The organism is Thiocapsa marina 5811, from assembly GCF_000223985.1.
In the GTDB taxonomy this organism is placed as follows: Bacteria; Pseudomonadota; Gammaproteobacteria; order Chromatiales; family Chromatiaceae; genus Thiocapsa; species Thiocapsa marina.
The window spans coordinates 231,317-257,345 of sequence record NZ_AFWV01000011.1; the positions used below are offsets into that span (position 1 = coordinate 231,317).

At 59.1% G+C, this 26,029-nt stretch carries 24 protein-coding genes and 1 pseudogene; 3 read left to right on the top strand and 22 right to left on the bottom strand.

Going from position 1 to position 26,029, the window contains the following annotated elements:
* Window positions 1-11 precede the first annotated feature (11 nt).
* Window positions 12-1,157, bottom strand: a complete 1,146-nt coding sequence (locus THIMADRAFT_RS17175) for a glycosyltransferase family 4 protein (RefSeq protein WP_233490280.1) — start codon at window positions 1,155-1,157, stop codon at window positions 12-14.
* A gap of 368 nt (window positions 1,158-1,525) precedes the next feature.
* On the opposite strand from THIMADRAFT_RS17175, the gene THIMADRAFT_RS17180 reads away from it, so the two are divergent.
* Window positions 1,526-2,962: a protoporphyrinogen/coproporphyrinogen oxidase gene (locus tag THIMADRAFT_RS17180; RefSeq protein ID WP_007194349.1), complete on the top strand. Its 1,437-nt coding sequence runs from the start codon at window positions 1,526-1,528 to the stop codon at window positions 2,960-2,962.
* Window positions 2,963-3,118: 156 nt separating this feature from the next.
* On the opposite strand, the gene THIMADRAFT_RS17185 is transcribed toward THIMADRAFT_RS17180, so the two are convergent.
* The 14 genes from THIMADRAFT_RS17185 to galE form a co-directional block, all read right to left on the bottom strand.
* Window positions 3,119-4,408: a CDP-glycerol--poly(glycerophosphate) glycerophosphotransferase gene (locus tag THIMADRAFT_RS17185; RefSeq protein WP_007194350.1), complete on the bottom strand. Its 1,290-nt coding sequence runs from the start codon at window positions 4,406-4,408 to the stop codon at window positions 3,119-3,121.
* Window positions 4,405-4,797 carry an adenylyltransferase/cytidyltransferase family protein gene (locus THIMADRAFT_RS17190; RefSeq protein WP_007194351.1) on the bottom strand — a complete coding sequence of 131 codons (393 nt, stop codon included), beginning with the start codon at window positions 4,795-4,797 and terminating at the stop codon, window positions 4,405-4,407. Before THIMADRAFT_RS17190 ends, THIMADRAFT_RS17185 begins: the two co-directional genes overlap by 4 nt.
* Entirely contained in the window at window positions 4,794-6,050 is a 1,257-nt protein-coding gene (locus THIMADRAFT_RS25850) for a glycosyltransferase (protein ID WP_139052873.1), read from the bottom strand. The genes THIMADRAFT_RS17190 and THIMADRAFT_RS25850 overlap by 4 nt, the downstream gene beginning before the upstream one ends.
* A gap of 4 nt (window positions 6,051-6,054) precedes the next feature.
* Window positions 6,055-7,041, bottom strand: a complete 987-nt coding sequence (locus THIMADRAFT_RS25855) for a glycosyltransferase family 2 protein (protein WP_007194353.1) — start codon at window positions 7,039-7,041, stop codon at window positions 6,055-6,057.
* Window positions 7,042-7,045: 4 nt separating this feature from the next.
* Window positions 7,046-8,161, bottom strand: coding sequence for a glycosyltransferase (locus THIMADRAFT_RS17200; protein ID WP_199484252.1), 1,116 nt, complete (start codon window positions 8,159-8,161; stop codon window positions 7,046-7,048).
* Between the two features lie 50 nt (window positions 8,162-8,211).
* Window positions 8,212-8,748 (bottom strand): class I SAM-dependent methyltransferase, encoded by a 537-nt coding sequence (locus THIMADRAFT_RS28615; protein WP_233490281.1) that lies wholly within the window; start codon window positions 8,746-8,748, stop codon window positions 8,212-8,214.
* Window positions 8,749-8,975: 227 nt separating this feature from the next.
* Window positions 8,976-10,676 (bottom strand): class I SAM-dependent methyltransferase, encoded by a 1,701-nt coding sequence (locus THIMADRAFT_RS27505; RefSeq protein ID WP_007194356.1) that lies wholly within the window; start codon window positions 10,674-10,676, stop codon window positions 8,976-8,978.
* Complete coding sequence (locus tag THIMADRAFT_RS17215; RefSeq protein ID WP_040731981.1) at window positions 10,669-11,622, bottom strand: glycosyltransferase family protein; 954 nt, start codon at window positions 11,620-11,622, stop codon at window positions 10,669-10,671. The genes THIMADRAFT_RS27505 and THIMADRAFT_RS17215 overlap by 8 nt, the downstream gene beginning before the upstream one ends.
* 268 nt (window positions 11,623-11,890) lie before the next feature.
* Window positions 11,891-12,772 (bottom strand): class I SAM-dependent methyltransferase, encoded by an 882-nt coding sequence (locus tag THIMADRAFT_RS26750; protein ID WP_007194358.1) that lies wholly within the window; start codon window positions 12,770-12,772, stop codon window positions 11,891-11,893.
* Window positions 12,769-13,665, bottom strand: a complete 897-nt coding sequence (locus THIMADRAFT_RS28265) for an FkbM family methyltransferase (RefSeq protein ID WP_007194359.1) — start codon at window positions 13,663-13,665, stop codon at window positions 12,769-12,771. The genes THIMADRAFT_RS26750 and THIMADRAFT_RS28265 overlap by 4 nt, the downstream gene beginning before the upstream one ends.
* A 114-nt stretch (window positions 13,666-13,779) precedes the next feature.
* Window positions 13,780-14,385 (bottom strand): hypothetical protein, encoded by a 606-nt coding sequence (locus THIMADRAFT_RS26755; protein ID WP_139052875.1) that lies wholly within the window; start codon window positions 14,383-14,385, stop codon window positions 13,780-13,782.
* A gap of 73 nt (window positions 14,386-14,458) precedes the next feature.
* The gene (locus THIMADRAFT_RS24920; protein ID WP_007194361.1) at window positions 14,459-15,667 is read right to left on the bottom strand and encodes an ABC transporter ATP-binding protein; all 1,209 of its coding nucleotides are present in this window, start codon (window positions 15,665-15,667) and stop codon (window positions 14,459-14,461) included.
* Between the two features lie 12 nt (window positions 15,668-15,679).
* Window positions 15,680-16,540 carry an ABC transporter permease gene (locus THIMADRAFT_RS17230; RefSeq protein ID WP_007194362.1) on the bottom strand — a complete coding sequence of 287 codons (861 nt, stop codon included), beginning with the start codon at window positions 16,538-16,540 and terminating at the stop codon, window positions 15,680-15,682.
* Window positions 16,537-17,565: a UDP-glucose 4-epimerase GalE gene (galE, locus tag THIMADRAFT_RS17235; RefSeq protein WP_007194363.1), complete on the bottom strand. Its 1,029-nt coding sequence runs from the start codon at window positions 17,563-17,565 to the stop codon at window positions 16,537-16,539. The genes THIMADRAFT_RS17230 and galE overlap by 4 nt, the downstream gene beginning before the upstream one ends.
* Before the next feature lie 240 nt (window positions 17,566-17,805).
* Between galE and THIMADRAFT_RS17240 the strand changes: the two genes are divergently transcribed.
* On the top strand, window positions 17,806-18,087 hold the full coding sequence (locus THIMADRAFT_RS17240) for a hypothetical protein (protein ID WP_040731987.1): 282 nt from the start codon (window positions 17,806-17,808) through the stop codon (window positions 18,085-18,087).
* 433 nt (window positions 18,088-18,520) lie between these two features.
* Here THIMADRAFT_RS17240 and THIMADRAFT_RS17245 read toward each other — a convergent pair whose 3' ends face one another.
* From THIMADRAFT_RS17245 to THIMADRAFT_RS28275, 6 genes and pseudogenes are all read right to left on the bottom strand, one after another.
* A complete protein-coding gene (locus THIMADRAFT_RS17245) occupies window positions 18,521-18,769 on the bottom strand; it encodes a DUF2442 domain-containing protein (protein WP_007194364.1) in 249 nt (82 codons plus the stop codon).
* Window positions 18,753-18,917, bottom strand: a complete 165-nt coding sequence (locus THIMADRAFT_RS25860) for a DUF4160 domain-containing protein (protein WP_083829313.1) — start codon at window positions 18,915-18,917, stop codon at window positions 18,753-18,755. Before THIMADRAFT_RS25860 ends, THIMADRAFT_RS17245 begins: the two co-directional genes overlap by 17 nt.
* A gap of 196 nt (window positions 18,918-19,113) precedes the next feature.
* Window positions 19,114-20,040 (bottom strand): DUF4351 domain-containing protein, encoded by a 927-nt coding sequence (locus THIMADRAFT_RS17250; protein WP_007194365.1) that lies wholly within the window; start codon window positions 20,038-20,040, stop codon window positions 19,114-19,116.
* Window positions 20,041-20,265: 225 nt separating this feature from the next.
* Window positions 20,266-21,135, bottom strand: a complete 870-nt coding sequence (locus tag THIMADRAFT_RS17255) for an ABC transporter permease (protein WP_007194366.1) — start codon at window positions 21,133-21,135, stop codon at window positions 20,266-20,268.
* Between the two features lie 198 nt (window positions 21,136-21,333).
* Window positions 21,334-22,209 (bottom strand): SGNH hydrolase domain-containing protein, encoded by an 876-nt coding sequence (locus THIMADRAFT_RS28270; protein ID WP_324603147.1) that lies wholly within the window; start codon window positions 22,207-22,209, stop codon window positions 21,334-21,336.
* Between the two features lie 93 nt (window positions 22,210-22,302).
* A pseudogene (locus THIMADRAFT_RS28275) lies at window positions 22,303-23,508 on the bottom strand (acyltransferase family protein); the annotation flags it as partial.
* A gap of 90 nt (window positions 23,509-23,598) precedes the next feature.
* On the opposite strand from THIMADRAFT_RS28275, the gene THIMADRAFT_RS17265 reads away from it, so the two are divergent.
* Window positions 23,599-24,675 (top strand): RpnC/YadD family protein, encoded by a 1,077-nt coding sequence (locus THIMADRAFT_RS17265; protein ID WP_007194370.1) that lies wholly within the window; start codon window positions 23,599-23,601, stop codon window positions 24,673-24,675.
* Between the two features lie 348 nt (window positions 24,676-25,023).
* Here the strand turns inward: THIMADRAFT_RS17265 and THIMADRAFT_RS17270 are convergent, their stop codons facing one another.
* Window positions 25,024-25,851 carry a reverse transcriptase domain-containing protein gene (locus THIMADRAFT_RS17270; protein ID WP_007194371.1) on the bottom strand — a complete coding sequence of 276 codons (828 nt, stop codon included), beginning with the start codon at window positions 25,849-25,851 and terminating at the stop codon, window positions 25,024-25,026.
* Window positions 25,852-26,029 lie beyond the last annotated feature (178 nt).

Sequence of the window (26,029 nt, forward strand, 5' to 3'; positions counted from 1 at the left end):
TAGCGATCGTTTCAGTTTTGGCACGCAGCAAGACCGGTATGGAGTACCGCATCCGCCAAAAGCTGCTCCAGTCGCCCCGCCTGATCACGCCAACTCGGGATCGACACGCGCAGTACCGTCGGCTCGGACAACTGACCTCGCAGCCGTCGGTCGAGATCCTCGTCGTCTCCAGGCGCATACAGGCACTCGGGATAGGCGGCCAATGTGCGCTCCAGCGCACCGAGGCGGGTCGTCAACAGCGGCGTACCGCATGCGAGAATCTCAAAAGCCTTCTGCGGAAAGGCATAGCGTCCGAACGCGGTATCGATCATCGGCACGACCGCCAAATCGAGCGCGCTGAAGAAATCAGGCATCGCATCATGGGCGATCCGACCCAGCCAGTGAATACGTGGATGCCGGGGCGGCGGATGGCGCGGGTCGATATCCCCTGCAAGGGCAAGATGGAGCGACGGATCTTCGGCACTCAAGCGCAGAAACGAGGCATACACGTGATCGATGCCCCGGTTACGGCTCAGACTCCCCGACACCCCGACCAACCGCACCATCGGCGGCAGACCGAAACGTTCGCGAGCAGCCAAAGGGTCACGCGGATAGAAGCGCGCCGGATCGATGGTACTCTCAAGTGTGATCGCCGGAACGCCCGGCGCCAGCGTCTGCACATATTCCGCCAAGAGTTCACTCACTGCCCCGATCCCACTCGCACCGCGCAATGCGCGCCGATACAACGACTTCATACCTGGGATTCGAGCCAACCCGAAGGCCTCATAATTATCGTAGAGGTCCAAGACATAGGGGACGCCCAGCCGCTTGGCGGCATTCCGCGTGAGGATGACATGCGGGGCATCGGAGCCTCCGAGCAGCACATCCGGCTGAAAGGCTTGCAGCTCGGCGATCAGCGACCGCCAATACCCCGGCAAGCCCCCGACCAACCAAGGGCCGGCCTGAAAGCCCACCCAGACCAACGAGCCAGGCGAATCGACCTGATCAACGCGGCGTTCGGGCTCTCCGGGATGATAGTTGAGACAGAGCGCCAAGACCGCATGGCCGGACTCCGCCAAGCCGCGAGGCAGCTCGTAGAGCCGCGCATAGCGGTCCCTGATCACGTCGTGCCCCATATAGCGGCGCTTCCAGAGCACGGCGATGCGCATGCCGGACATCTCCCATCTCTTCACATGCCATGAATTCGAGGATTGGCGGACGGCGCTTCAGCCGATCGCGGTGTCTGTCCGTAAATAAGCGATTGAAAGCGACCCATCAGAAACCTCTCGCGACGCATGCCACCATTAAGCACGCACCGCATGGGACTGAAGCGCCATTGAATCAGACTGACCCACCCTAGGTCGAAGACTTACAATGACGAGACCGTTCTTTCTTTCTCACACTCTCATCGACCCTGGGCATTCGCCGAAAATCCGATGTCTTCCGAATGCCTTCCGCATCAGACGCATCTCTTCAACAGACTGGTTTCAGAAGATCGCCATCACCCGTGCTACGATAGCACATCGCTATAAATCCGGCCCCGTCGATGACAACATCCCACCACCGCTTTCTCATCCTCGGCGCCGGTCCGACCGGGCTCGGTGCCGCACTGCGTTTGCTTGAGCTCGGCGAATCCGATTTCTTGCTGATCGAGGCCCAAGCCGGCGCCGGCGGTCTCGCGGCCTCCTTCCTCGACGAGCAGGGCTTCACCTGGGATTTAGGCGGGCACGTCCAGTTTTCGCACTACCGCGCCTTCGACCGCTACATGGACCTGGCGCTCGGCCACGAGGGCTGGATCGAACATCAGCGCGAGAGCTGGGTTTGGATTCGCGATCGCTTCGTTCCCTACCCACTGCAATACAACCTGCACCGCCTCCCGCCGGAAGAGCGCTGGCAGTGCGTCGAGGGACTTCTGAGTATCGCCGGCCACGAACCCGCCGCGCAGCCTATCCCCGCAACGGCGCGCGATTTCGACGAATGGATGCTCGCCACCTTCGGCCAAGGCATCGCCGACGTCTTCCTGCGCCCTTATAATTTTAAGGTCTGGGCCTATCCTCCGGACATGATGAACGCCACCTGGATCGGTGAGCGCGTTGCCCTGCCGGATCTGCGGACTGTGCTCAAAAGTCTCTGCCTGGGCGAAGACAACCTCAGTTGGGGACCAAACAATCGTTTCCGCTTCCCGAAACGGGGTGGCACCGGTGCCATCTGGACGAGTTTAGCCGGACGAATCCCCGACGCTCATCTGCGCTTCGGCGATGCCGTCGCAGCGCTGGATACGTCTCAGCACATCCTGACGACCGCAAGCGGTAACCGCTTCGGCTATGACCAATTAATCAGCACCCTACCGCTCGATCGCCTGGCCCTGCTCATCGGAGACCCCGAGCTCGTCGCACAAACCGCGAGGCTCAAATACTCCAGTGTCCACGTCATCGGCATCGGTCTGCGCGGCCAACCACCAGAATCGCTGCGCACCAAATGCTGGATGTATTTTCCCGAGGACAACTGCCCCTTCTATCGGGTCACTGTCTTCAGCAACTATAGCCCCGAGAACACGCCTGACCCCGGCGTCACCTGGTCGCTGATGGCGGAAGTCTCCGAAAGCCCATGCAAAGCAGTCGATGCCTCTCGCGTTCTCGATGACGTCGTTCAGGGTCTGCTCGCCACTCGATTGATCGCCAACCCCGCCGACATCCTCAGCCGCTGGTATCGACGACTGGAGCACGGGTATCCCACCCCATCCGTCGATCGCGATTCGATCCTCGAACAGGTCCTGCCCGCGTTAGAGACTCGACACATTTACTCCCGCGGGCGGTTTGGTGCCTGGAAATACGAGGTCAGCAACCAGGATCACGCGATGATGCAGGGCGTCGAGATCATCGAGCGACTGGTCAACGGCCGAGAGGAACTGACGCTCAACCGAGCCGAACTCGTCAACGGGCGCTATAACGAGGATCCGTATCCGGAGTGGGGCAGAGGGTGAAACACTGCCAGCGGAACCGGTACGAATGACCAGGCAAGGACAACCGGGCTGCCAGGCCCGCCGGCTTTAGTCAGCTCCTGGGGACCAGTGAAGCCCTGTAGGTACGGTGTGTAGAATCGGAACCGCCGAGCGCTTGCCGTAGGTGGCTCGGCGCTATCAACCGCCATCGGCGCCAGACCGGCTTCGACTACAAGCAGCAATCAGCCTTTGCGCCGATTGTCCATCGCACCAGTCATGCGTATAGGTACGGATTCGCTCACGTATCTCGGCCTCATTGTCATCTCCCTGGTTGGATAGGATCGACAACAGGGCCTGCTCCAACTCATCCTGAGTCCGACATTTGACGCCCGGCGTCATGGTTTCGAAGTCGAAATACATGGCCCGATCATGCTCGAGATACTCTTCCAGATCATGCTTAAAAAAAACGATAGGCCGATCCAGCAACAGAAAATCGAAAAAAATCGACGAGTAATCTGTGATCAGAATATCGGTCAGCGGCATCAAAGGATAGACATCCGCTTGCGCTTCGTACTCGATCAGATGCGGATACTTCAGCAGAGAGTGCATCCCATGCAAAAAGGGGTGAAGCTTTAGAACCATCAACAACCGATGCCTGCCAGCAAAAGAGGATAGACGCCCGAGATCCAACGCCTCCGCAACAGAACAGCTCATATCCTTGCGAAACGTCGGCACGTAAAGACAGACCGTCGAACCAGACTGTCGCGCTTCGGTCACCTGTCGCAGGGTCTTATGATCCAGATTGATCCCCGCCAAGCGACGGGCCAAGCTTCCAGCCGGAGGCCAGCCATATAGGATGTCATTGCGCGGATAGCCGGTTGCGTCGAACTCCCTGGCCCTGAAAGAGCGCGCAAACGCGTCACGAATAAATCCGGACGAAGTCGCGACCACCAGATCATAACGCGGAAAGCGTCCGATCACGGCCTTCTGAATCCGAAGCAGCGGACCCATCCAAGCTGGCAATTGCGTCAAGCGCCGCTCAAAAAGTGCCAACTCGATGTGCTTTAGCGGTGCCCCGTGCCACATCTGAATCCGTATGGCGCCAGAGGTAAGCGGATAAGCGCCGTAGTCGAACCAGGAGGAAACATCCGTCGCCACCGCCCCGCAACGCAGCAGCAAATAGAGCGACTTCCAGGATGGATGCGCCACAGCCTCCCCGCCGGCCTCGACCACCCGGCACCAAATCGAAAAATCTCTGGTCAGGAGCACGACCCGGCCGAGTCCCGCAAGTTGCTCAGTGGCATAGAGATAGAAGTACTTGCTGTTGTCCGAGAACCCCGGACGGGCGATGACCAAAATCAGATGCGGATCGCGAGGCACCAGTCGCGTCAGCGGATAACCGACCACCCAGCCCAGGAGTGCCGTTAACACCTGACGGAACGCAATCAGCGTCTCCAGAACAGCATTTCCAAAGGTTGGCGCTCTCACGGCGTCTTGATCTTCTCTATAATAGCGGTCGTCGAAATCGACGGCGTACGTGTCAGATAACGCACTTCACAAATGTCGGAGAACTCATCGAACTTTCCCGACCAATCGTCACCCATCACTAAAACATCGGCGTGATGTTTCAGCAGGTAATGACGCTTGAGGTCCAGGGATTCTTCCAGAAAAACCTCATCCACGTAGCGAATCGAGCTAATAATCTCCATGCGCTCGTTCTGGGTGTAAACCGGAAAATGTCTCTTCTTGTCGAAATTCATCTGGTCCGTTGAAACGCCGACCAGAAGATACCTCCCCAAGGCGCGAGCTCGCTCTAGGATACGCAGGTGGCCGATGTGAAAGACATCGAAGGTGCCGAAGGTAATCACCCGTTTCATTCATGCTCCTTCTTGCATCGCTTTAAAAGCGCATCATAAACTTCGAGATGTCTTTCAAGAAAAAGGTCGGGGTTATAACAGTCCCCGACCTTCCTCAATCCATGATCAGCCCAAGATCTCAAACGAGCAAAATCCGACATGGCGATCCTGATGCCCTCTGCCAATCCCTGAACATCTTTTGGCGTCACCAGCCAGCCGTTGAGGTCATGGTCAACGATCTCAGGAAGACCTCCCGTTCTGAAGCCAACGACCGGAGTGCCGCAAGCCATAGTCTCGATAGCAACAAGAGGCAGGTTATCAGCAAGAGTAGGAAATAAAAAAATATCCGCAGATGAATAATAAAGAGCCATCTCCCACTTATCATGAATATAACCGGTAAACTTGATCGATAGCGATGAATCGAAAATACCTCCTGGATCTCTCCCTAAAGCCAAGACATACGGCTTTTTTGGCAGACTCAGCAGGGCATCAATGGCGTATTTGAAACCTTTTCTTTTGTTACGGAGTGATGCCGCGCCCGTAATTACAATGAACGAATCATGAGGTAAGCCCAGTTTTTGTCTGGCCATCGCCTTATCAAGCGGCCGAAACCGAGTCAAATCCACACAGTTCGGAATAATAATCGGCTCACTACTCAGCATACCGGATTTCATCACCTCTCCAGCCATCCACCGCGACGGGACGATTGCCCGAAGATTTTCCTCTTTGCCTATTTTCTTCTTATAGTCCTGCATGAAACCCGTAAAATCGAGCTTGGAAAAGAAGGGCCATTCATGAAGCTGCGGGCAATTACCGCACCTGCGGGTAAAAGCATCACAATCACTTACCGACGGATAAACGCACCCCCCTGTAAAAGGGGCACAGTCATGGAAGGTCCAAACGGAAGGCTTGCGCCTTGCAATCCAAAGCAGAGATACAGGAGAAAACCCAGAAGACAAGGCATGAAAATGATAAAGATCGTAGTCGCACGGTTTTCTTAGCAGATGCATCGGCAGATCGACCGGGATGAAGTCCGCTAAGCCAGCTTTCCTAGATAAATACCTAGCCACCTTATAACCGAATTTAGAGATCGCCCCCCCGTAAAGATCGAAAACATAAGCATCTTGCGAATGTCGTTTTGAAGCGCCTCTCCAGAAATGAGCTTCAAACCCATGACTAGAGGAATTTATCAAGTGAAAAATATCATTCGCAACCATGCCCGCGCCATTGATCGAGGCATCGGGCCAGCTAATAATAGCGATTTTCTTTTTCACCAAGTCACCAGTAGTGCTTAATTTTCAGTTTTCTCGAGAACTGCCTATAACGCCAAAACAACCATCGTTTCGGCAACATAACCCATTGTAAGACCAATGGATCTATCCCGCGCGTGACCGGAAAATGATAAAACGCAACTTCCGGCCTAACCATTGGGGCAATAATCATAGTCTTCCTCGCCACACCGGACCAGTAGGAAGGCTCCAAGAAGAAAGCAGCATGCACGCAAGACCACATGCCTTTAGCGATTGCCGCTTTCCGCTCGTAACAAAGCTGTCCTCGGTGATCTAAGCGAGAACATGCCTTTAACAACATAGGAATCGTTAATTTCCGAATATCATTGAATTTCTTCGACGAAGAAATGCGATCACCCCAATGATGTCGCCAGACGCCGACAAGGGTATCCGTTCGAGCCCATTTCAAATCTCTCGATGAGCAAATATCGAACAACCACTCAAGATCTTGCCTTACTTCTGTCTCAGGATTCCAAACCGCCCCGCTTATCGCCGAATGTCTATAGACATGAGCTGTCGGCAAACATCGCCGCCAAGGCCCGAGTACAGCCACGCATAGATCATCGACATCAGGCTGCCTCCATACATCAAAGACGTTGCCCGCTGCATCGACAAGATTCACTGTACCAGACACCAGATCCGCCCCAGAAGTCCGCATGAGCTCATATTGTTTAACCGCTCCCTCGGGGATCAGGTAGTCATCATCATCGAGGAACCTCACAAAATCGCCTTGGGCAGCAGCCAAACCCGTATTTCGCGCTACATTGGCATTCGCTTCTTCGACTGGAATCACGCGTACCGCATGATGATCCTGAAATAGGGCCAACGCATTCCGCCAGGACTGATCCGGCCCGTTCGGCACCACAATGACCTCGACCTCGCCCGGAGCCATGCCGGCCAAAGCACTTTCCACGGCGCGCGGCAAATACTGCGGACGATTGGCGGTTGGAATGATGACAGAGACCAGAGGATTCATTGGGCTAAACGCCTACAGACGGATGGACAACCGAGATGGGCAACTCAGCCTCGATCATCCTCGTAAGATCGGCCAGGTGCCGATCGAGCGTGAAATTGGCCAACGCGCGGTCGCGCGCTGCCTTGCCGAGCGTGCCTGCGAGCGCAGGCGACTCCGCCAACCGCCGCATGGCCGCTGCCATGCCTTGGGCATCGCCCTCTTCCACGAGGAAGCCGGTCCCACCTTCGACCACGACATGCGGAATACCCGCGTGACGAGTACTCACGACCGGAAGGCCGCTCATCTGGGCCTCGATTATCCCAACCGGGGTACCCTCGCAATCGCCATCCTCCGCCTTCAGCGAGTGCTGGACGAAGGCGCGGGCATCGCGCATCAGGCGGCCGACCTCATCGGACGTTTGAGCACCGGCAAAGGTTACGGATTGCACAAGCCCAAGCGCAGCCGCCAGCCGCTTGCAAGGTCCGAGCAACGGTCCGTCACCCACCATGGTGAGCGTGGCATCGGACACGAACGGGATGACCTGACTGAAGGCGAGCAAGGTCAAATAGGGCGCCTTCTTCTCGACGAAGCGACCGACGGCAACGAACCGTGGGGGCTGCTGGCCAGGCAGCGCCCCATCGAAACACTCGGGGTCGACCCCGTACAGGCTCAGGTGGAGGCGTTCGGGCTTGGCCCCTAGACGCAGCAACTGCTCGCGCATCGGCTCGGACACGGCGACCACACCGGCGGCAGTTTCGAACATTCGCCGATAGGAAGTCCGATGGATTTCGAGAAGATCCGTCTTCCAGGCATCGTATCCATGGAAATGCACGAACAGCGGAACTCCCGCTTTCACGCAAGCCGAGGCCAGCCAGTCTCCGGTTGTGCCATACTCCGCCAGCACCGCATCCGCCTTGATCGACTTAAGATGCCAGGCAAGGAAGAACGCCGAGCCGGCCGAATTCATCTTGGGTGCCAGCCGACGGGCCGCTTCCCGGAACCACCAGCCCCACCACCAGATCTTGCGGCCTTCCGCATCTACTAGGTCGGTCTGAATGCCATAACGGGCGACCACCTGAAACGGCAGCCGCTCCACATGCGCACGAATGAAAGTCTCCGAGACACGATCCTTGAACGGCACGACAACAACAAGCCGCAAAGGCGCGTCCGCACCGCGCGTCCGTGCACCCTTCATCGACCACCCTCCTCGTGAACATAACAAAGGGGCACGATATCCCGATGCCGCTCGCCACTCATGGCCGGGCGCAGCGGCGACTGCTCATTGGGCCAGCCAGTGCGGTCCTCGTAGACGTAGGTCTGGTAGCGCTCCGGCGCCTTTGACGAATCGATACAATCGACGCGGGCAAAATGCATCCGATAGCGCTCGAAATAGTCATAGCCGGGCGCGCGCACGTGATCGGATTCATACGGATTCGGCGCCGGATACTCCACCGTCCGGTCGGCGACGATCGGGACCGGTAGAATGGCCATTCCTCCTGGCGCGAGAATACGACGAATCTCCGCCAGTGCGCGGCCGTCGTCCGGCACATGCTCCAGCACATGCGAGGCGTAGACGAAGTCGTAGCCGGCATCCGGAAACGGCAGCGCCTGGAGATCGACGCAGTAATCGACGTCGTCTGCGTACAGATCGGCAGTCTCATAGCGCGCGACGCGCGGTTCCAGAAGCTTGCGCAAGTGGGTCTCGGGCGCGAAGTGCAGCAGGCGCATCCGGCTGAAATCATGGAGGTCGAAGAGCTGGTGAAGACACCAGCATTGCAACCGATGCCGCTCGAACGCGCCGCAGCATGGGCACTGGGCATGCTTGCGACGGCCCGTTGGCGGGGTCACCGTGCGGAAGGGCCCCCGATAGCCGCAGAGCGGGCACTCGAAACGCGGCGCAAGCGGATGTAGAAGCGGGAAGATTCGCTCCCTTCTGAGCTTGGCGCTCGCCGGTTTCAGGTGTCGGCGCAATGTAAGCCTGCTGGAGCTGCTTGATTGGTTTGGGCAGGATTCGCCTTCCGGCCTTCCTGCTTTACCGCCGTTCCCCATAACCCGGTTAGCATCTGGCTTTCCTTGAAGCTGATCGAAGCAGGGTTGTCCAAGTGCACCAGCCACCGATAAACCGGATAGATGACGACTGAAAGTATAGCCCGTTGCAGCCGGCCCATTGCCCGTCGGCGCACCCAGAGACCTAGCATCTGCGCCAGGCTGGCATCCCAGCCGCCCATCGCATGAATTTCGATCTGTTCGAAACCGCTGTTCGCGAGGTGTCGCTCGAGCGCATAGGGCGTGTAGCGGTAATGGTCATAGGGTACCTCGTGAAGCGGCCAGAGGAATGGCACCGTAAAGAACAGCAGGCCACCGGGTTTCAGCACACGGTGGACTTCATGCAGCACCGCATCTGGGTCCGGGCAATGCTCGAGGACCTCGGTACAGATCGCACAGTCGACCGAGGCCGGATCGAGAGGGATCTTTCCGTCTCGCCAGGTGATCTCTGGCTGATTGTTGTGAATAGGGCTATCGTCCAAATCAAGCCCGATATAACGAGTCACTCGGCTTGATGGCGACACGAGTATGTCTTTATATGGTTTGTCGCCGCAGCCCACATCGAGCACAGAGCCGTGCAGGTTCGGCAGGACCTGTCGCAGAGCTCGTTCAATAGCGGAGCGAACCTGAAAAATGTCAAGTGTGCAAACGCTCAATGGTGGAGTATGGAGCTTGGCTTTGCCCGATCCAGCGTCCGCTGACTGGGTCAGCCGTCCGAGGGTCCCATCGCGAAGCGCCAGACCATACGCATGTGACTCGACCTCGTGTTTCCAGTAGCCCAGCGCAGACAAATATCCCGCCAAGAAAGGCCGCAGCAGCGCGTCCTCGCCCGACTCTATGCCCTTGATGGTGCTTTGGGTGAAATGGATAAAAACGATGTCCCAGCCGCCCGCGATCCCCACCGTACCGTCCGGGCGACTCACCCGCGCGCATTCCAGACGATTCCAGTTCGCTACGTTGCAGCCACGATGGCGCTCGATTGCCACATCGTTAAAGTAGACCGGCATCATATCGAGGTACGCTTGGTCGACGAACAAACCTTCGCTCGGTTGCTTCTCGCAGCGGTAAAGACATAACTTTGCCCACCAGGTCATCGCCGACCGCCCAGCCGCGGCGACCCCGACGAAACCCGCATTGAACAGCCCACTGGTTTGCAGGATCGCGAAATTATTTTCATCCAATTCTGGTTGCGAAGCTCTCCAGTGGGGCGTCAGCAGAACTGCACGCTCTCCCAATTCGTGCTCAAGGAACGTAAAGTCCGAGAAGAAGAAGAGATCCGGATCCAGGAAAAACGCTTGTTCGAACCCGGACGACAATAAGTGATTGAGCAGTACCGGCTTCATCGACCAGCGAAAGCAATCAACATTTGCGCGGCCATACTTTTCGAGAATCCGCTTTCCAATTCCATCCGCACAGAGATCCTGAACGGAGAGCAACCGGAGCCCGTCGAACGCACCATCGAGTGAAGCAACATCGGCGTATTCATCGGCTATCAGTGCAGTAAGCACGATCTCCGGCCTAAACTGCGTCAGCGAATGTCGCAGCGCCAGCGCGTAATGCAGGAAATCTGGGGTTATGATGGTGCAGTAGGCTGAACGCGTGCTATTCATGGCGCGATCGACCCGTGCGCTGGGCTGCGGCCGTCAACAACTCTGCGAGCGAAACGCGCAGGCGGAGCGGAATTTGGTACGCGAGTCGCCTGAAGTCACGGGCAAGCCATAACCGCTCCCACCGGTTCCCGTGCAGGATGCAATCGCTACTCATCATCCGGCGGATCGCGTATCTATCGATCGGGTTCCCTGTTGCCCACGGATGTGGCGCTGCGCAGCACTGGGCGACCCGATCCCGCACATCCCGCGAACCCGAACGCTGAAGTTCGATCAAGTCGTCCAGAAGGTTGTGTGGAGTCGGATGTCGATCCGATCTGTAGATATGCCAGATGGCCGCGTCTTGCACTGTTCTCGGCCGAGCATGGACCTGGGCATTGTACCGGTGATCAAGCCAAGCAAAAGAGACACCGCTTTCATGCAATGCCTGGTTGAGAGCCGGTTGATCATAGTGCTGGCCGGTGCTTTGCGCGGACTCCAGCCAGCGCTTGTGCCACAGGGCGCAAAACGCGTGCGTCTCCGGACAATCGGTCATGAACAGCACACCGCCATTCGCATACACTGGCAGGTCAAGCGCCCATCCGTTCCTCGCCAGGATATCCCTCTCGCCCGCGGGAATCTCCGAGCCCGTTCCCAGGCCGTTGTGGTTCGGGACGCCCGCCACCATGGCATCCACGCGAAAAACGTCCGCCAAATCACCCCGAACGAGCGTGTCCCCGTCAAGATAAAGTAATGGCCCGACGACATGTTTGCGGATCTGCGTCTTTGCGAAGCGGTTTCTCCAGCCACCCGGAGCCTCCTGGCAGGGTATCACCCGGATCTCGGCTTCACTTGAAAGGATCGGATGGGCACTCTTTCTAAGCCGTTCGTTAGAAACCGAGTCGATGAGCACCACAACGCTACGTCCCGGGTTGCTCTCCAGCAGCGACCATAGCGAGACGAGGTTCAAATCCGCGTAACTGTCCTGACCGTCCGATGTCAGGACGTATACGACCGCGCCTTGCGATCGAACTTTCAGAGCCGACCCTCCCCGTGCAAATCTTGATCTCCCTCGCGTTCGCGCGCCACAACCCGAAAGCTTCGCAAGCCTCGGCATGATAGTCGCGGTCCGAGGGACATCGAAACCGAAATAGGCATCGTCGCGACTACCAGCGCACTAATAGCCACGACCTATCCAAACGCCACCAAATCGCAAGCTGTGCTACAACAGGAACCATTCAGTTTCCGCTCCTGCCCAGCAGCGAAACGACAGACCGCCGCACTCGCCTTAATCCAGCCCAGACCGAAGGAGGAACCGTTTCCCACACACGCATCGCTAGACGTACGTCTCTCACATCCTCTTTCCAGCGGGTCAGTTCATCCCAAATAGGTTCGCGAACCGACGAGAACACAAGTTGCCGATAGCAGCCAATAGCAATTTCGGCAAATGTCTCCGAATCAAAAATAGCTTCCCCGCGCTCACAAAACGCCGTGTTTTCGAGTCGGTATCTAACCCGAAGAAAACCCCTACTCTCATAAGCCTTCAAAAGAAGATTGGAAACCCTGTGCTTAAGATCTATATATGGAACTCCATCATGATCCCGGCTTAGATAAACCTGCTCATCGACATCATCAATCACGATCGGGGAGCCCGGCGACATTCTAGGGTAAAAATAACCCAAGTCACGGTCTATTCGCCCATCGGCGTCCAACAAAAGAAAATCGATCTCCTTCGGGCATGCTTCGCTGGTTACAAACTCCTCCGAGGAACCAACAAATACCCGAACCGAATCAAGAACATTTGCTCGCCCAAGATTTCCCTCAATAATTCGAGCATTGTCTTCCGGAGAACCGAAGGCGCGCCGCGATGAAAAACGGCCGCCAAGTTGGTCTACCGACCACACTGAAAAAATCCGTTCCTGCACACCTGCACCCAGCGCAATCGCAATCGTGGCTGCTCCGTGTGCAGTACCTACCTCAACGAACCTTCCTCCAGCAACACCGGTTGCTACCTTATAGATCTCTCGGTACACAGACATGGGCAACATTCCATTAGCTGCGCTTACTAGCCGCTCCAGATCCGGCGGAGCTTGCGCTGCCTTTGAGAATTTCTGATTCATAGCGACGTCGCCATAACCTCCCGCACCCTGTCGGAAACACGATAGCAAAATAGATTTACCCGAAGGTCTTTCCGGTTGCAAACAGCAACCTCCAAGAATGGCTGCGGCTCTTCCATTGAGCCATGAACATGAACACGAAATCCGGCCCCCTCTATCACGTTCAAAAGGGTACTAAATCGTTGAGGCATACCTGCGAAAGAATGGAACTCGACGAACATTCTCTCCACTAAGTCTAACCTATCGGAGCAATCCTGCAGAACGTCTATCTCTGAGCCTTCAATATCGAGCTTAAGCATTTCAACACGCTCTGTTAGGTAGTCCCGAAGTCTCTCCGCCTTGACTATAACCTTGCCATCGTTACACGCTCCAGCCAGGCGCGCAAGATACCCCCCAACGGCGCCTGCAGGAGCGAAAAGCAGCTCTTCGTTTTTGACCCACACTGCGCTGTTGATCGTCCGAACCCCATCCAAGCCCCGGCAATTATTCTCGAGCGCAGCGTAACTATCCCTATCGGGCTCAAAGGCGATGACGCGTGCGTCTGGGAAAATTGACTTCATATACAGAGTCACCATCCCTACGTTTGCGCCGCAATCCAAGATCAACGGATCATTGGCGGCCGTGTTAAACCGCAAAAACTCTTGGTAAAATTGCTCCCTAAAGAGATTCGAAAGCGCGCCCCCATCTATGCCGACAATCGTTCGCCCCCGCAACGTGATAGCACAGGGCGTTGCAGGAGGAAGTTCCTGCAAGTATCGAAGCGCACGCTTCTCATAAAATCTCTCTCGAGCTTCCCGCTTCAACAAGAGTGATACCCCCCGCAACACAGACCACACGATCGGGGGAATCAATTGCCGAAGCGATTCTCGAAGGACAGCCTCAATCCTTGTTGTCATTAGCAAATATCTAACGCTGGGAGAAATTGCCTTTCTGCGCTTCGCAAAGGCAGAACGGACTCATTCACATCGAGTGATTCAAAGCCCCAATCGGCATGGAGAAGTCGGCATATGCTAAGCCGGAGTTTTACCATAACCGTAACGCACGAGAGCAGCATACTCGAGTCGAACAGCGCGCTGACGCACGCGCGGATCCCATACTAGGGGTGACGACAGCGGCGCGCTCACCCCAACAGCCGATTCATTCATAATGAGGTCCTCATCGTATTTCTCGTTACCTGTTTTTAAAGCCTCGCACAAATCCTTCCGTAGGCTTTCATGACGTCCGACAAATCGGATCTCGGGGGAGCAAAAAGAGAAATACAACTCCGAAACGTAGCCTGGACGACGAGATAGGACGTTTTCGACAAACACGTTAAAATCGGAACTTCCTAACTCATTGAGAACGGAATTAGGATGCCAAGCAGAAAATCGGCCTTCATCTCCAAACTTCGTCCAACGCCGCGTGTCTTGCGACTGATACTTAAACCAGGATTCATACCAATCTAGGGGATGGCGCACAAATGCGAACATGTACGTCGAATCTGGCGGCAACGTCACGCGCTTGGGCATCTGCAAAACATATCTCATCAAGGATGGTGTGCTGCGCCCGGCCAGAGCTAATAGTGTCCTTCCGAAATCAGAATGCTTTTCGCCCACTTCGGAATGTACAAGATTCATTTTTCGTAAGACATGCCTTACCCAGTTGCCCCCCGTCTTAGGAACATGGAGAAAGATGCTTCCGCCCTTCAGCCTAAGCGCCATTCTGGTACCCGGATCTCACGACGATACGCGGCGAGCGGTCATTATTTTGAGTGGAAAGCGGCATATCTTTTACCCAGACGAAAACCTGGGAGAAGTCTTCGTCCCACAGCGAGAAGCTTATTGAAGACGAAGGCAGAGCCTTCAGTCCGGCCGGAAAGACAATGTCAAACGTCCCGTTTCGATCGAGATTAAAGGGAGAGTCGCCGAGTGTTTTTGTAGTTGACCGAAAGATCTCGACGCCGCTAACTTTAAAAACGTAACTTATATGACAGCGACCGACAGGTCTCTCCGCATCATATGCAACGGTGAGGGAGCTTGAACCTCCAGCGCGTGGAGGATGCTGCTTCACAACGTGCTTGATCCGAAAAAGACTGTTGCTAGGATAGACAAACTCACCGGGAAAGCCATCAGGGCCGGTTTGCCTATGATAAAAGTCGATAGCTGCATGGGTGAGACCGGAAAAAGCCACGCAGCCGTCGACCAGTACGACGGCGGAATTGGAATGTCGCTCTATATTATGTAGCTGGTGAGTTACCATAATTGAGGCTGTTCCAGTCAGCATCAACTCTCCTAGACGATTGAGGCACTTGAGTTGGAAAGCGGAATCCCCGACAGAGAGAATCTCGTCTAAAATCAAAACATCTGGACTTAGGGTAGAGGCAACCGCAAAGCCGAGCCGGACAGTCATGCCTGAACTATAGCTCTGTACTGGTGCGTCTATAAATTCCGGAATCCCGGAGAACTCGACTATCTGCTCGAGCTTCCCGTCGATCTCTCGTTTAGTTAGTCCGAGTACTGAACCATTGACGTAGATATTTTCCCGGCCTGTCAGAATCGGATTGAACCCGGCCCCCAGCGCAATTAACGCCCCAACCCGCCCCCGCATCTCGATCCGTCCCTTGTCCGGCTTGATCAACCCGTTGAGCATTTTCAGCAGGGTGGTCTTGCCAGCACCGTTGCGGCCGATCAGGCCCAGGCATTCTCCGCGTCGCAGCTCGAAGGAGACGTCGTCCACCGCCCAAAATTCGCCGCGGCGCAGGGTGGCATGGCGTTCTATTTCGCGCTCGCCCGGCAGCAGCTCGGCGGCGATGTCCTTCACGCCGTACCAGAGGGATTTCTTCAGGTCTCGGCAGAATTTTTTGCCGACACCTTCGACGCGAACGAGGACATCGTCGTTGTTATGAGCGCGCTTTGGCATAACGGTCAGGCGTCAGCTCCCCATGCGTTCAATCAGCATGGGCATGGCGAGACGAAACACGATACCCATGAACAGCAGCAAGACCAGCAGGATTGCGTTCACCAGCAGGAAGGGGCCGAGGAGATCGCCGGGGAGGCCGGTGAGCCAGTCGCGGGCGGTGAGGATCAGCGGGGTGAGCGGATTCCAGCTGAAGAGTGTCAGCGCCCAGCCGCTTGTGGGCATCGGGAAAACGACCGGGGTGAGGTACATCAGGAATTGCAGCACCAGCGGCAGGCCCTTGCCGATGTCGGTGTAGAGCAAGCCGACAGGGGTGAGCAATAGGCCGAAGGCGGTGCCGGCAAGGATCAGCGAGGCGACGCCGATGGGGAACAGCAGCAGGGGCCAGCTCGGGTAGATGCCGAAGAAGAGCAGCACGACGAGCAGCAATGCGATTTTGATGCCGCCGTTGAACAGCGTCTGCAGGATGCCGGACATCACCAGCGCCTCGCGCGGGAAGTTGATCTTGGCAAGCATCGCCTTGGCGGCGGTGGCCTGCTGCAGCGGGGCGTTCATGGCGTCCATGAAGATGGCCCAGAGCATGGTGCCGGTGAACACGTACACCGCATAGGGCAGCGGGGTTTCGCTGATCTGCACGATGCCGGAACCGTTCAGGAACAGCCATACGGCGGTGTTGGCGAGCGGCAGGATCAATGCCCAGAGCAGGCCGAGCGCGGCCTGGCGGTACTGGGCACTGATGTCGCGCACCGCGAGCCGCCAGGCCAGGCCGCGGCCACGACAGACATCCCGAAATAGGTCCGCAAGCAGTTGCGACGGTTGGCGCATCGCGGAGCCGGGCGAGTAGACGGTGATGGGGAGTTGGCGGTGAGTGGTCATGTCTTGGTGGGCACGCCTCGCTTTGCCCACCCGACCGCGGCGTGTTGGCGGTGCCAGTGCCAGGCGTGGCGGAGGGTCTCGGCGAGATCGGTGTACCGCGGTTGCCAATCGAGCAGGCGGTGCGCCTTGTCCGCGGCGGCGGTGAGTATGGGCGGGTCACCGGGGCGGCGGGCGCGGAGCTGTATTGGGATGTCTCGGCCAGTGACCTTGCGCGCGGTCTCGATCACTTCGAGCACGGAATGCCCGTGGCCGCTGCCGAGGTTGATGGCCGTGGTGGCGCCGCCATCGGCGAGGTAGCTGAGCGCCATGACGTGGGCCTGGGCGAGGTCGGCCACGTGGATGTAATCGCGGATGCAACTGCCGTCGGCTGTCGGGTAGTCGGTGCCGAAGATCTGCAATGCCTCGCGCTGGCCGAGGGCGGCCTGCAGCGCGAGGGGGATCAGGTGGGTTTCCGGGTCGTGATCCTCGCCGATGTCGCCATCCGGATCGGCGCCGGCGGCGTTGAAGTAGCGCAGGGAAACTGAGCGCAGCCCGTAGGCGGTGTCGAAGTCCTGCAGCATGCGTTCGATCATCGCCTTGGAGGCGCCGTAGGGGTTAATCGGCTGCTGTGGGTGGTCCTCGTCGATCGGGGTCCGTTCCGGGATACCATAGGTAGCGCAGGTGCTGGAGAAGACGATGCGACCGATGCCGTGGTGCAGCAGCGCCTCGAGCAGGGCCAGGGTGCCGGCGACGTTGTTGCGGTAGTACTTGGCCGGTTCTTGTACCGATTCGCCAACATACGCGTAGGCGGCGAAGTGGATCACGGCCTCGGGGCGGTAGTGCGCGATGACCGCATCGAGGCGCGTGCGGTCCGCGATGTCACCCACTTCGAGCGGCCCCCAACGCACGGCTTCGCGGTGGCCGTTGACGAGGCTGTCGTAGGCAACGGGGGTGTAGCCATTCTGCGCCAGGGCCTTGCAGGCGTGGCTGCCGATATAGCCGGCGCCGCCGGTAACAAGAATCCGTTTTCGGAGGCTGTCACTCATCTGGGTTTTGCGGCCATTCGATTCATCGAATACTCATCCCTCGACGGGAATGTGTATGGCGAGACTGTCGACGCATCCGATACTCGACTCTTGAGCACGCCCTTCGGAAGTCCAGCACGTTGGTTTGGTAACCTCTTTGGCAAGACGGCGGATTCTTAACGCTTGGTGCGGCGCCCTCCACCCTCTGCCTCGTGTCTCGCGCAGTTTGGAAGATGTCCTCCGTTCCTCCGGTCCTCGGCAGTGAAGCAGGCAGCGACAGGCGTCGACAAAGCTGCAGTCGATGCGGTCGCCGAGGGTTTCCAGCGCGGCCGTCTCCGCACGGACGACGGATCGACCGAGGCGCTCGATCTCCTGAGCTTGCGCTGGACCGAACTCGATACCGCGTGCGACGGCGGGCGTTGCCGAGTTGATCTGCGCGTGGCCGACGGCATTCAGCATGTTGATGTCTCTGGCGAGTCTCAGTGGGTTGCCTCGAAGATAGACAATCGGATTTTGGCAACCTCCTATGGTGCTTTGGGTTGAGTCAATCTTACATCGGTAGCTGGCGCTTAAGGTTAGCCTGGATCACAGTTCTGCACTTTTTCGGGGCGAACGACGGGACTGGGGTCCATTCTGTTGGCTCGTTTGGCGAAGGTTTGTGGAGGCATCCGGAATTATCATTGGCTGATAGGGGTTGTCGGTCCCGCCGTGGTTCTCGGTATTCAGTGGTCACGCCCTGCATCAAGGCTGGTCGTTGAGGGGATGGTGGGACGTGTCGGGTGGACGGGTGCGGTGACTTGGGTGGCACGTTGTGGTGAAGCCGCCGATGCGGCTTCGAGCCGGCAGGTTGCACGCGCCGGGTGGCCAATCTGCGTAGGGGGCTCGGTGGCGATCATCGGGCGGGCGGCGTTGGGAAAATGGGATGGTGGCTTCGGGTGCTTGTCGGCCGTAGGGGATCATGTTCGTCTACGCGCACCTAGGCAACCTCGCGGCGATGACGCGTCAGGTCGCCTTGGCCCGCCAGCAAGCCCTCGATGGAGATGTCTTCGTCCAGCGCATCCCAGTGAATTCCGCGCGCACTGAACTCGCAAACCGCGCGCTGCTGCGAGGTTGCGGCACGCAGACGCGGGAACCACACCAACGGAACGCCGAGCGTTCGGCCGTCCGCTAGCTCGACCCAAAGGTTGTCTGCATCTGTCCAGGCGCGTTTAGGAGAAATATTCATTCCAGGCTCTCACAAAGTATTCACGGTGCTGCCTTACCAGGCGCTCGATGCGACGTAAGCTTGGCGCATCGAATCCGTCATTGCTCGCCAGTTGGACATCCGGCGCGAGCCAAAACTTCGCCTCGATAGCGGCTTGCCGGACATGCACATGCGCTGGTTCGCTCGGATTCTCCGCGCATGGTTAGCATCTCCTCCAGGCTCAGTTGCTTGAACCGAGCCATGAGCCAGGATTGTGAAGACGTCGGCCCAGCGATGCCGCGTGGTTCCGGCGGATCGTTAGTCTGCAGTTGAGGATAGACACGTGGCGCCACTAGCTCACCGAAGGTGGAAAAACGCTACTCGCCTCAATGCAGCACCTCGTCCAAAGTCTCGGCGCTGAGGATCCGCTCTGACCATTGCAACAGTGTGTCTGCGTCCGCGGTCTCGACTTTCCGGCGGGTCTCGGGCGGGATCGCGCCGAAACGTGCGGTGAGCTGCCGCAGCAAAATGCGCGCCTCGCCTTGCTGGACGCCTTGCTGGACGCCTTGCTTGACCCCTTGCTGGATGCCTTGCTGGATGCCCTGTTGCACGCCTTGCTCGATGAACCGTTCTGCAAATCCGCTCATGATGTCCGCCTCCGGCGCGTAGCGCTGCTCGTAGAGTTGCCGCTCATTGTCGTCAAGCTCGGCATAGATGTCGATGAAATCCAGATACTTGAGCCGCCGCTCCGGATCAGGCTCCAGGGTGATCAGACCACGTACCGCTTGGGCGTAGACGTCGACTTTCTCATCCGGCGCATAGGCCATGTTCGGTAGATTCAGTCGCGCGACCACATTGGGGCTGTCGAAATAGTCGCGGGCATGCAGTCGGAACAGGGGCCAGGCGAGATAGCGAAACTCCAGGTAGGCCTGGACATCGCCACCGAGCCGCAGTTCGGGAGGATAGGCGCCGGGTTGCAGAAAGATCACCACGGGGACGATTCGCTCGGTGCCCATCAGCTCCGCGAGATCCAGGCAGTAATGGGCCAGCCGGTGGATCGAGAAACGGCTGGGGTTGGTGTCTTCTTCCAGGACGAAGAGCAGGGTCTCGCGGCGCCCATCGGGCCATTCCACCAACAGCGGCGTATCGAGCTCGCGAAAGCGCTCGCCGAGGCGCTCCTTCAGTTGCTCTTGGCGAATCGGCAGGATTCGCGCTCCTTGATCGATGGCCGCTGACTCCGCGGCGGCAGCGAACTGGATGGCCTCGCGGGGGTAGTCCAGGATGAGATTCTTGAAGTTCTGGTCGTGGCTCATGGGCACGGAACTCCCATGTGTTCCGCGGATTCAGCGGCCGACCGGCGAGCTGGCTCCGGAACCGGAGCCTCGGTACGGCGTCGGCTGCTGTTGAAACGAGCGAAGCCTTGAAGGAGGCTCGGGACCGTCCGGACATGCGCAGGCTGCGGATTGTCACCGATATCGCGCGCCGGGGGGCGCTCGGGTGCGCCGCGGTCGTTATGCGGAGTCATATGAGCCGCGGCGTCACGCACTCATGCGCTCGATCAGGATCGGCATCGCCAGGCGGAAGACAATCCAGACGGCGAGCAGCAACGCACAAGTCAGTAGATTGACCAGCAGGAAATAACCCAGGTGCTCGGGAGTCAGCCCGGTCAGCCAGTCGCGGGTGGTGAGAATCAGCGGCGAGAGCGGGTTGAGGTTGAAGAGAGTCGCCGCCCAACCCTCCTTCGGCATCGGGAAGACGACAGGGGTGATGTACATCAGGAACTGCATCACCAGCGGGAGACCTCGGCCGATGTCGGTATAGAGCAGGCCGATCGGGGTGAGCAGCAGTCCAATGGCGGTGCCGACCAGGATCAGCGAGAGGATGCCGAGCGGAAACAGGAAGAGACCCCAGCCGGGCATGATCCCCAGCAGCATCAGGGCGCCGATCAGCAGCACGACCTTGATCGCGGCGTTGAACAGGGTCTGATAGATCCCCGAGACGACCAGGGCCTCGCGCGGGAAGTTGAGCTTCGCCAGCATGCCCTTGGCCGCGGTGGTTTGCTGCAAGGGCGCGTTGAGCGCGTCCATGAAGATGGCCCAGATCATGGTGCCGGTGAAGACGTAGACCGGGTAGGGCAAGTCGGTCTCGCCAACGCTCACCACCCCGCTGCTGCTGAGGAAAATCCAGGTAGCGGTATTGGCGAGCGGCAGGATAAAGGCCCAGAGGATGCCGAGAAAGGCCTGGCGATATTGCGCGCTGATGTCGCGCACCGCCAAGCGCCACGCAAGCTCCCGCCCGGCGGCGAGGTCACGGAACATGTCTCGGATCATGCCCGCCGGATCTTTTAGCCGGCTTTCAGGGGTATAGACGGTGACGGGCAGATCCGGCATGTCGTTGGATGGTGTCATCGCTGCAATGCGCTGTTTGGCATTTTGACATCGAGTCGCCCGGGCAGATGCCTGCCCTGCCCCATTTTCGTCGGAGACCGGAGGTTCCCGCCCGTCGCTGCGATCTCGCTCTCAAAGCAGTCTAGCACTTCCCGTTGGACCGAGAGGTACATCGGTGCGGTTCTCACCGCACCGCACCCTACATCAATCCCCACATCATCATTGTGACACGTCATCAAGAGTTCGCCCCGCCCGAACGCCAGCACCCAGTGCCTCTCGAATCATCGGAATCCTCCCACGCACAAAGCGATCCGTCAGATGCTGACTGTCACGAAACACCAGCAAACCATCCTCGGCCACGGCGTTGCAGATCCCTTCGGGGCAGACGAGATCGTTCAGGTCCAGAAGATGGACATTGCCGAATCGTTCCGCACTCCGCCCGAGATCCCGCGTAACCCGCGCAACATGCTCTTGGCGCTCCGTCGCCCCGCAGGCATCGCGGCCGATCTGTCCGTCCGGCGACAGGTTTCGCGCCACACAGCCGGGGCCATCGAAGGGCAGGCTCGGTGTTCCGGGGATGAGGATGACGGTGTCGGCGGCCTTGCTCAGCCGAGAGAACACGCGGGCGCTGCCTTCAATCCACTGGGCTTCGGTGAAGTCGTAGGTGGCTGCGCTGCCCGTGATCACCACATCCGGTCGGATGCGCTCGATTTCTGCCAGAACCGCGTCGCGCCACTCGCTGCAGACAGTGTAGACCTGTCCGATCCTCGGGTAGAAATAGTCTTCATCAACCATCGCGCAGGCGGATTTCGTCAAGACGACGATGCGCCAAGTGGGCTCCGGAAACAGGGCCGGAACCATCGAAAACCATTGTGCCAGGATGCTGTCCCCAACCAGAACAAGGGTGCGGGGCGCGTCGTCCGGTCCGAAGATGCAGGGCTCCACATCGGCGTGGTGGTACCAGGCATCGCAGGGCATCCGGTAGATCACCGGAAGATCCGTCTGCCATTCGGCCATGTTCGCACCCGGCATATCGTCGGCCTTCGGCGCAAGTCCTCGCCAGAGATGGAAGAGCACGGCGATCAGGGCGGCCATGATCAAGAGGCTGATGAGCAGAATCCTTCGCGGTTCCGCGTGGCTGAAACGGCCTTTCCAGAAGGGGTACTCGACCAAGCGGTAGCTGAGGATCGCGGCCAGAAGGGACAGCAGCACCAGACCCAGAGTCGTGATGGGCTGACCTTCGAAGCCGAGGGAGAAGCCGAGCATCAGCACCGGCCAATGCCACAGATACCAGGAGTAGGAGCGATCGCCCAACCAGACGAGCGCGGGATGGGCGAGCGGCCCGGCCTGCCCTCCGGCCAGATCGTGTCCGGCGGCGATGACGAGGGCGGTTCCCAATGAGGGGATGAGCGCCCAGAACCCCGGATAGCCGAGCTGCGGATGCAGAAACAGGGCGCTCCCCGCAATCATGGCCAGTCCGCATCCGAGCGCCGGCCAGGCGATGATTCCGGAGGACAGGAGTGACCGGATGCGTGGATGGTCCGCGACGCGTGGCGCGTTGAATGGTGATGTCTCGGACAGGGCCAGGAAGACGACGGCGCCGAGCGCGAACTGCCAGATGCGCGACGGCATCAGGTAGAAGGCGTAGTCGGGTGCGGTGGATGTCCAGAACAGCGCGAGGACGAGGCTGGCGACGAGGAGCAATCCCAGGCCCCACCACCAGATGCTGTGTCGACGCGCGGTATGCGTATCGCCGCGAGCGATCAGGAAGATCCCGAGCAGGATCGGAGGCCAGATGAGGTAGAACTGCTCCTCGACGCCCAGAGACCATGTGTGCAGGAAGAGATCTCGCGCGGCCAGCTCGTTGAAATAGTCCACTCCGAGGAAGGCGAATTAGAGGTTGCTAGTCCATGCGGCGGCAAAGGGTGCGGAAGCCAGTTGCGCACGCGCTTCGAGATCCGACAGGAGCCAGAGCGCGGCGGCCCTGCCGACGACGAGCATCGCCGCGAGGGCGGGCAGAAGGCGTTTCAGCCGCCTGGCGTAAAAGCGCAGAAAGCGGATGCGGCCGGTTTGGCGCAGCTCGCGGATCAGGAGTCCGCTGATCAAGTAGCCGGACAGGACAAAGAAGACATCGACGCCGATGAAGCCGCCTTGGGCGTAGGGCACGTTCGCGTGCGCGAAAACAACGAGGAGGATGGCGATGGCGCGCAATCCTTGCAGGTCAGGGCGGAAATCCGGTCGATCCGAGGTCGTGGACATGGGCGTACGCTCCTTGCGAGTCGGGGGCATGGTACACCGATGGGGGTATCGTTTTTGGGGAGCAGGTTGCGATTCAGGGCTGGCGTCGACGTCTTCTCGCTCCGCGCTCCGGGGACGATCTCGCTTGACGATCATGCCGCTTGGCGGTGGGCTGATGACGCGGAGACTTTATCGTGTGCGATCGGATAAGATTCGCGACGACACGAACACGCTAAGGAGAGGCCCATGCGCAAGCCCGTTGCCGATCGCGACGATTATGATTCCCCCTGGAAGGACCTCCTCGATCGCTGGCAGCGTCCGTTTCTGGAATTCTTCTTCCCAAGGATCGCGGCCGACATCGACTGGTCGCGTGGCTTCGAGTTTCTCGACAAGGAGCTGCAGAAGGTCACGCGCCGCGCCGTGGTCGGGCGCCGGTATGTCGATAAGCTGGTCAAGGTCTGGCGCCCGGGCGGCGAGGAGACCTGGGTCTTGATCCACACCGAGGTGCAGGGCGAGCCGGATCCGGGGTTTGCGCGGCGGCTCTACACCTATCACTCGCGTCTGATGGACCGCTACGATCGTCCTGTCGCGACCTTGGTGATCCTGGCCGACGAGCGGCGCGACTGGCGCCCGGAGCGCTATCGTCATGCCCTCTGGGGCTGCGAGGCGGTGCTGGTGTTTCCGGTCGTGAAGCTGCTGGATTTCAAGACCCGCCCGGCCGAGCTGGAGGCGAGTGCCAATCCCTTCGCGCTGGTCGTCCTGGCGCAGGTGGCCGCCGTCGCGACCAAACGCGACCCGAGCGCGCGGCTGGATCGTAAGATCGCGCTGACCCGGCGGCTGTACCGTTTCGGCCTGAGCCGCGACGAGGTGCTGAGTCTGTATGCCTTCATCGATTGGGTGATGACGTTGCCCGAGCCGCTGGAGGACGACTACCATCGGGCCATTCAAGCCATCGAAGAGGCGGAGCAAATGCGATACGTGACCACGGCCGAGCGAATCGGCATGCGCAAGGGGATGGAGCGAGGGATGGAGCGAGGGATGGAGCGAGGGATGGAACGGGGGATGGAACGGGGGATGGAACGGGGGATGGAATCCGAACGTGCATTGCTGCAGCGCCAAGCTCGGCGGCGCTTCGGAGACGCCGTCGCCGAGCGCGCCGCGGCGCTGTTGGCGCTGATTCGGGCGCCGGAGACACTCGAGCAGCTCGGTGAAGCGCTGCTCGATGATGCCGACGGTGAGGTCTGGTTGACGGCGGTGCAGGCACAGACTGAACGCGCGGACGATCGCATCGATGCCGCGGGAGACCCCTCGCCGGCAGGATGAAGGCGCGGTCGCCCCGAACGGCAGCCCGATGCCCGAACCGCCTCCGGAGATGCCCGACCCCGCGGAGCGGATGTCATAGGTCTCTGAAGGTCCGAGTGGCGGATCTCATGAACGAGGCCAATCGAAGCGGCGGAAGATGACGACTGCAAGTCGTCTATCCCGGGATGTCCGGGGGGTCGGCCACGGGTAGAGTAGAGAGCAGGCATCCTGCGCCCGTAGACCCGGCCTATCTGTTGCCGCCCCTTTCGTTTGGCGGTGCCTCAGTAGCCGAGTCATAGACACAGGATACCAGCCCTCCCTCATCAATCCGTGCATACGGTTCTCCCGTACACGGCTTTCCGATGTGCTTCACGCCGAGGCATGCGCCGATGTCCAGCCTGCGGTGGTTGGGACCTTGAACAATCCGAGGTGGTCGTAGACATGCGCATTGGGAAAGCGCAGATATCCTTGCGCCCGGCTCCGGAGCTTGTGGCGGCGACGCAGTTGCGTACGCATCCGCTCCTCGGCATGCGTTTTTACCCGACCAAGAACCGTTGAGCAGTTGCGGTAGTGGAAGTAGCCTGACCAGCCCCTGAGGGCGTGGTTGACCTCGCCGATCATGTCCCTGAGCGCCACCGGGGTTCGGCGACGCGCGGTCAGTTCCGTGACCCGGTCCTTGATGCGTTGCTCGGCCCGTTTCGATGGCTCCACGTGCGGGTAACCCGTGCCGCTGCGACGGCTCGTTCGCCAGGCAATCCGAAACCCCAAAAAGTCGAACCCGTCGGCGCGCGCATCGACCACATGGGTTTTCTGCACGTTGAGCGTGAGGTCCAACTTCTCGAGGACCGCCGTAAAGACGGCCATGGGCTTCTCGGTGCCGTGGCGACAGAGGATCACCGCATCGTCGGCATAGCGCACCAGCCGTGCGCCGAGTCGACGCTCCAAGTCGTGCCGCACCCAGATCCGGTCCAGGAGATGCAGATACAGGTTTGCCAACAGGGGTGAGGCGACGCCGCCCTGCGGGGTTCCCCGTCGATTCCCTTTTCCGCCCACGGGACGGCGCTTGCCTTGCTCGTCTTCCTCAATGACCGGGGCTTTCAGCCATTGCCGGATGAGTCCCAACACGGGACCATCGACAATGCGTTCAGCCACCACAGCCATCAGCTTGGCATGGGGAATCGTGTCGAAGGACTCCACGACACAATACCCACCACCACCACGTCGACGGCTACCCCGAGCGGGTAACTGTCCGGCGGACCCGCCATCCCTTTGACGGCCAGTCACTCGAAGTCTTCAGCGCCGTCACCCTTCAAGGTGAACTCAAGCTCGTCCTGGTGCTCCCGGACGGGACGCGCTTGCGCGTTCCGGCCACCTG

Bases quoted from the DNA above. Each gene is read 5' to 3' on its own strand.
- THIMADRAFT_RS17175 (WP_233490280.1), bottom strand. From the start codon at position 1,157: ATGTCCGGCATGCGCATCGCCGTGCTCTGGAAGCGCCGCTATATGGGG.
- THIMADRAFT_RS26750 (WP_007194358.1), bottom strand. From the start codon at position 12,772: ATGAATCAGAAATTCTCAAAGGCAGCGCAAGCTCCGCCGGATCTGGAG.
- THIMADRAFT_RS17180 (WP_007194349.1), top strand. From the start codon at position 1,526: ATGACAACATCCCACCACCGCTTTCTCATCCTCGGCGCCGGTCCGACC.
- THIMADRAFT_RS25855 (WP_007194353.1), bottom strand. From the start codon at position 7,041: ATGAATCCTCTGGTCTCTGTCATCATTCCAACCGCCAATCGTCCGCAG.
- THIMADRAFT_RS24920 (WP_007194361.1), bottom strand. From the start codon at position 15,667: ATGCCAAAGCGCGCTCATAACAACGACGATGTCCTCGTTCGCGTCGAA.
- THIMADRAFT_RS17230 (WP_007194362.1), bottom strand. From the start codon at position 16,540: ATGACCACTCACCGCCAACTCCCCATCACCGTCTACTCGCCCGGCTCC.
- THIMADRAFT_RS17245 (WP_007194364.1), bottom strand. From the start codon at position 18,769: ATGAATATTTCTCCTAAACGCGCCTGGACAGATGCAGACAACCTTTGG.
- THIMADRAFT_RS17190 (WP_007194351.1), bottom strand. From the start codon at position 4,797: ATGAAACGGGTGATTACCTTCGGCACCTTCGATGTCTTTCACATCGGC.
- THIMADRAFT_RS28265 (WP_007194359.1), bottom strand. From the start codon at position 13,665: ATGACAACAAGGATTGAGGCTGTCCTTCGAGAATCGCTTCGGCAATTG.
- THIMADRAFT_RS28270 (WP_324603147.1), bottom strand. From the start codon at position 22,209: ATGGCCGCCCTGATCGCCGTGCTCTTCCATCTCTGGCGAGGACTTGCG.
- THIMADRAFT_RS17255 (WP_007194366.1), bottom strand. From the start codon at position 21,135: ATGACACCATCCAACGACATGCCGGATCTGCCCGTCACCGTCTATACC.
- THIMADRAFT_RS17265 (WP_007194370.1), top strand. From the start codon at position 23,599: ATGCGCAAGCCCGTTGCCGATCGCGACGATTATGATTCCCCCTGGAAG.
- THIMADRAFT_RS28615 (WP_233490281.1), bottom strand. From the start codon at position 8,748: ATGCGCCTGCTGCACTTCGCGCCCGAGACCCACTTGCGCAAGCTTCTG.
- THIMADRAFT_RS17250 (WP_007194365.1), bottom strand. From the start codon at position 20,040: ATGAGCCACGACCAGAACTTCAAGAATCTCATCCTGGACTACCCCCGC.
- THIMADRAFT_RS27505 (WP_007194356.1), bottom strand. From the start codon at position 10,676: ATGAATAGCACGCGTTCAGCCTACTGCACCATCATAACCCCAGATTTC.
- THIMADRAFT_RS26755 (WP_139052875.1), bottom strand. From the start codon at position 14,385: ATGAATCTTGTACATTCCGAAGTGGGCGAAAAGCATTCTGATTTCGGA.
- galE (WP_007194363.1), bottom strand. From the start codon at position 17,565: ATGAGTGACAGCCTCCGAAAACGGATTCTTGTTACCGGCGGCGCCGGC.